The sequence below is a fragment of the Methylobacterium sp. WL116 genome (assembly GCF_008039455.1).
Lineage (GTDB): Bacteria > Pseudomonadota > Alphaproteobacteria > Rhizobiales > Beijerinckiaceae > Methylobacterium.
In genome coordinates, this window is record NZ_VRUV01000372.1 from 1 (window position 1) to 4,609 (window position 4,609).

Annotated in this window: 3 protein-coding genes; 2 read left to right on the top strand and 1 reads right to left on the bottom strand. The window is 73.3% G+C overall.

The window, feature by feature from the left end; all coding sequences use genetic code 11:
• Positions 1-2,647 (bottom strand): autotransporter-associated beta strand repeat-containing protein (locus FV223_RS20710; protein ID WP_147728773.1); only part of this gene is annotated, 2,647 nt, incomplete at its 3' end.
• A 465-nt stretch (positions 2,648-3,112) separates the two neighbouring features.
• On the opposite strand from FV223_RS20710, the gene FV223_RS20715 reads away from it, so the two are divergent.
• Entirely contained in the window at positions 3,113-4,321 is a 1,209-nt protein-coding gene (locus tag FV223_RS20715; RefSeq protein ID WP_147728774.1) for an MFS transporter, read from the top strand.
• Positions 4,322-4,332: 11 nt separating this feature from the next.
• The coding region (locus FV223_RS20720) for a methyltransferase domain-containing protein (RefSeq protein WP_147728775.1) at positions 4,333-4,609 on the top strand (277 nt) is incomplete at its 3' end.

The window sequence follows — 4,609 nt, forward strand, 5'->3', positions numbered from 1 at the left end:
GCCCGCCAGCGTCCGGTCGAGGCCGAAGGCGTTGCCGCCGCGGGCGCCGCCGAAGGCGCCGAAGCCCTGGCCCCAGACGCCGACCACGGTCGGGTCGAGGATCCGCATCGGCACGGAGGCGACCGGCGGCCGGCTTTCCGGCAGGTCGGCGGAATAGCGCGCCGGCAGGTCGCCGAAGCTCGGCCCGTCCGCCGAACCGGGGGTGACGCCCCAGCGCAGCCGGTCGAGGATCGCCTCGCGGACGAAGAACGCGGTTTGGTAGGACCCGGACACCGCCGAGGCGTGGACGTCGCCGGCAAGCGCCCGGAACGCCCCCTGCGCCTCCGGCGTCGTCAGCCCGACGGTCGCGGCGTAGGCGCCGGCGCCCGGGCCGCCCCTCTTGGATCGCGTCGGCGACCGCCGCCGCGTTGCGGGTCGTGGCGATGGCGGAGAACGGCACGTCGTTGCGGGTCAGGGTCAGATCGACCGCGGTCGGCTCGTAGCGGAGCGTCGGCGTCAGGAAGGCGAAGTTCGATGTCGCGCCGGAAAACCGCCCCGACACGCCCCCGGCCGCATCGAGGATCGCGTAGCGGGTGCGCGGGCCGTAGCTGCCGGCTTGGGCCAGCACCTGCACCGTTCCGCCCGCGAGCGTGGCGGTGCCGGCCACCGCGAGGCGGTCGGACCGGCCGGCGGCGTCGGCCTCGACCTGATAGGCCGAGCCCGCCGCGAAGGCGGCGCTGCCCGCGACCGTCAGGGTGCCGATCGAATGGCCCGGCGCCACCGTGCCGCCCGGCAGGACGGCGAGCCCCCCCACCGTGCCCGAGCCGCCGAGCCGGCCGCCCGCGACGGTGACCGTCGAGACGAGCGAGCCGTCCACGGTCAGGGTTCCGCCGTTGACGAGGGTCGGGCCGGCATAGGTGTCGGTGCCGCCCAGCCGCAGGGCGCCGCTGCCGTTCTTGATCAGGCCGCCGGGGCCGGAGATGTCGTTGTTCCAGCTGTCGCTCGCGCCGTAGCCGCCCTGCGACGCGTCCATGGTCACGGAGACGGTGCTGGCGAAGGCGCCGTAGCCGTCGTTGGCGGCGTAGAGGTTGATCCGTCCCCAGCCGCCGTAGGTGTTCCCGTCGAGAAGCGGATACCCCGAGGGCAGGCCGGTGCTCGCCAGCACGTCCGTCCGCTGGGCGTCGGTCAGGTAGGGGAAGCGGGTGAGGAGCAGGACCTGCGCCTGGACCGGGACCTCCGCGGCGGTCATCGCGGCCTGCGGGCCCGTCGGCTGGAAGCCGTAGGTCATCCGCGCGCGGTAGTTCGCCCTGTTCTGCGCGGCGTCGCCGAAGGGGTCGGCGGCGCTCGACGCAGCCGCCACGCAGGCGCCGACGCTCGCGGCCCCGCAGGAGGCCGCGAGGTAGGACTGGGTCTGCCGGTAGGCTTCGTAGACCGCGTAGGCTGCGGCGTTGGCGGGGTTGGTCCAATCGAGCCGGTTGCCGCTCGCGTCGTAGAGCGCGGCGTAGATGTTCGTGGCGGCGATCGCGGTGGCCTCCATGCGGCCGCCCATCACGTCGAGGGGCGAGTGCATGCCGGCGAGGATGCGGTCGTTGCCGAGGTCGGCGGCGCGGGCGAGCAGTTCCTGGAACTGCTGCGGCACCAGGAAGCCGACGCCGAGCGCCTGGAGCGTGCCGGAATTGGTATGGCCGCTCGGAAAGGCGCCGTCCGCGTAAGGGTTGGTGCCGTTGATGATCGGCTGGAGCAGGGTGGGCACGCTGACGGAGGTCGAGACGCGGTAGGGCCGCGGCGCGGTGCCGACGCCCGGCACGTAGTCGCCGACGCCGAAGGTGGCCGGGGTGAAGGTGCCCACCGCATCGAAGCTGCCGACGTTCGGCGCGGTGAGCGGCCTTCCGCCGTTGGCGTCGACCATCGCCCGGGTCACGGTGAAGCCGCGGACCCAGGCCGCCGTGGTGCCGTAGACGGCGGGGACGGGGAAGCTCGACAGGTAGGCCGGGACGACGAGGCTCGCGGTGTCGGACGCCCTCAGCGCGGTCCGGTTCGTGATCGCGTTGTAGTTGCCGTAGCGGGGGTCCAGCGGGTCGACGGCCGGCGTCGCGCCCTGGTAGCGCTCGAAGATCCGCTTGGCCGGCTCGGTCGAGCCGTTCGCCCGGACCACGTTGTTGATGAAGCTCACCGCCGCGGCGAGCGGCGTCGCGGTTCCGTTGCCGAAGGTGGTCGTCCCGGCGCTGGCACCGGTGCCCAGGCCGATGTCGGCCGCGTATTTGGACAGCGTCGGCGCGGCGTAGGTGGTGGGCGTCAGACGCGCGGGCGTCGTCCCGCCGAACGAGGCGCCGGCGCCCGTGAGATACAGGCCGGTCAGCGGCCCGAGGCCGTTGAGCACGCTGTAGGGCTGCGCGGTCCGGTCGTCGCGCACCGCCGCAAGCGTCTGGTCGGCGGTGCGCGCCCGCGTCATCGATACGACGGTCTGGTAGTTCTGCGTCAGCACCGCGGGGTCGCCCGTCAGGAGCCGCCCGTAGCTGTCGAACAGGCGGTCGAGGACGGTGCCCGGACTCACGGACGTGCTGTTGGGAAAGCCCGGCGCCGGCCCTGCCGGAAGTGCCTGCGCGTCCGCACGGGCCGGCAGGAGGACGGTCGCGCCGAGGAGGGCGGCCTTAAGCGGAACGCGCATGGAGGGTCCATTCAAGCGGCGGGGGTCGAAACGGATGACCGGGCGATCGCGCGCCCTGGGCCGCCGGCCCAGTAGAACGCGCGCTCCAGTTGTATCGATGACGTATTCTGCACCCGAGCCGTCAGGTTTCGCCGGGTGATGCCGATGCGGGCGCTGGTGCGAGCGCCCGTTTCGTCGCTCTGTGCTTGCGGTCACGCTTATCCAGCGGCCGTGTACGTCTTGTGACGGCCCTTCCATCCGGTCGCGAATACCCGGCCTCCGGGTTCGCCGCGGGCGATCGTCTTGGCCGATACGCTGGTCGCGCGGCCGGTGCCGGTGCCGCCGCGGCGGGCTCAGGGATCCGTGCGTCGGCCGGGCGGCCGTGGAAAGCGTCGGAATCGAACCGCCCTGCGCCTCCGGCTGTTGACGCCGGCCCGGGACGCGGCCCAACACCGACGCCGCCACCGGAGCCGGAACCAGGAACGCATGAGCGACGGCGTCGAGCTGATCCGATCGGGCACGCCGGTCTTCCGCCGCACGGCGCTGGCGCTGGCGGCGGCCGGGTTCTCCACCTTCGCGGTGCTCTACGGCGTGCAGCCGCTGCTGCCGGTCTATGCCGACGATTTCGGCGTGTCGCCGGCCGAGAGCAGCCTCGCCCTGTCGCTGCCCTGCGGGGTGCTGGCGGTGGCGCTGCTCTTCGTCAGCCCGATCTCCGAGGTGCTCGGCCGCAAGCCGGTGATGCTGGCCTCGCTCTTCGCCTCCGCCCTCCTCACGATCGTCGCCGCGCTGGTGCCGAGCTGGCACGGGTTCCTGGTGCTGCGCGCGCTGACCGGCCTCGCCGCGAGCGGGTTGCCGGCGGTGGCGATGGCTTATCTCGGCGAGGAGATGGACGGGCGCTCGATCGGCCTGTCGATGGGCCTGCTCGTCGGCGGCAACGCGGTCGGCGGGATGTGCGGGCGGCTGATCGCCGGCATCATCGCCGACCACGCCTCGTGGCGGCTCGGGATCGGCACCATCGGCGTTCTGGCGCTGGTCGCGGCCTTCGCGTTCTGGTGGGCGCTGCCGCCCTCGCGCAGCTTCGTCGCCCACCCGATGCGCTGGCGCGAGGTGCCCGGCACCTTCGGCCAGCACTTCCGCGATCCCGGCCTGCCGTGGCTGTTCGCGGAAGCCTTCCTGCTGATGGGCGGCTTCGTATGCGTCTATAACTACATCGGCTTCCGCCTGCTCGACCCGCCGTTCTCGCTGAGCCAGACCGCGATCGGCGCGATCTTCGTCGTCTACCTGTTCGGCACGATGAGCTCGACGCTCACCGGCGAGGTCGCGAGCCGGCTCGGGCGGCGCAAGGTGCTGTGGCTGGCGATCACCGTGGCGATCGCCGGCATCCTGATGACCCTGTCGCAGAGCCTGTGGCTCGTCGTGCTCGGCATCGTCGTCGTCACCATCGGCTTCTTCGGCGCCCATTCGGTGGCGAGCAGCTGGATCGGCCGCCGCGCCCTGCGCGATCGCGCCCAGGCCTCGGCGGTGTACCTGTCGCTGTACTACCTCGGCTCGTCGGTGCTCGGCACGATGGGCGGCTGGTTCTTCGCCCATTCCGGCTGGACCGGCGTGGTGGCGTTCGTCGGCCTGCTCTACGGGCTGGCGCTCGCCGTCGCGCTCCGGCTCTCGCGCCTCGCGCCGCTGGTGCCGGCGCCCTGAGGGAGGATCCCATGAGCGCCCCCACGCGCCGCCACGAGACCCACGTCGCCGACCGGTTCGGCGCGCAGGCCGCGTCCTACGTCGCGAGCGCGGTCCACGCCGCCGGCGCCGACCTCGACCGCATCGCCGAGCGCATACGAACGGTGCGCCCGGCCCGCGCCCTCGATCTCGGCTGCGGCGGCGGCCACGTCGCCTTCGCGATGGCGCCGCATGCCGGCACGGTCACCGCGCTCGACCTCTCGCCCGACATGCTCGCCGCGGTGGCGGCGGAAGCGGGCCGGCGCGGCT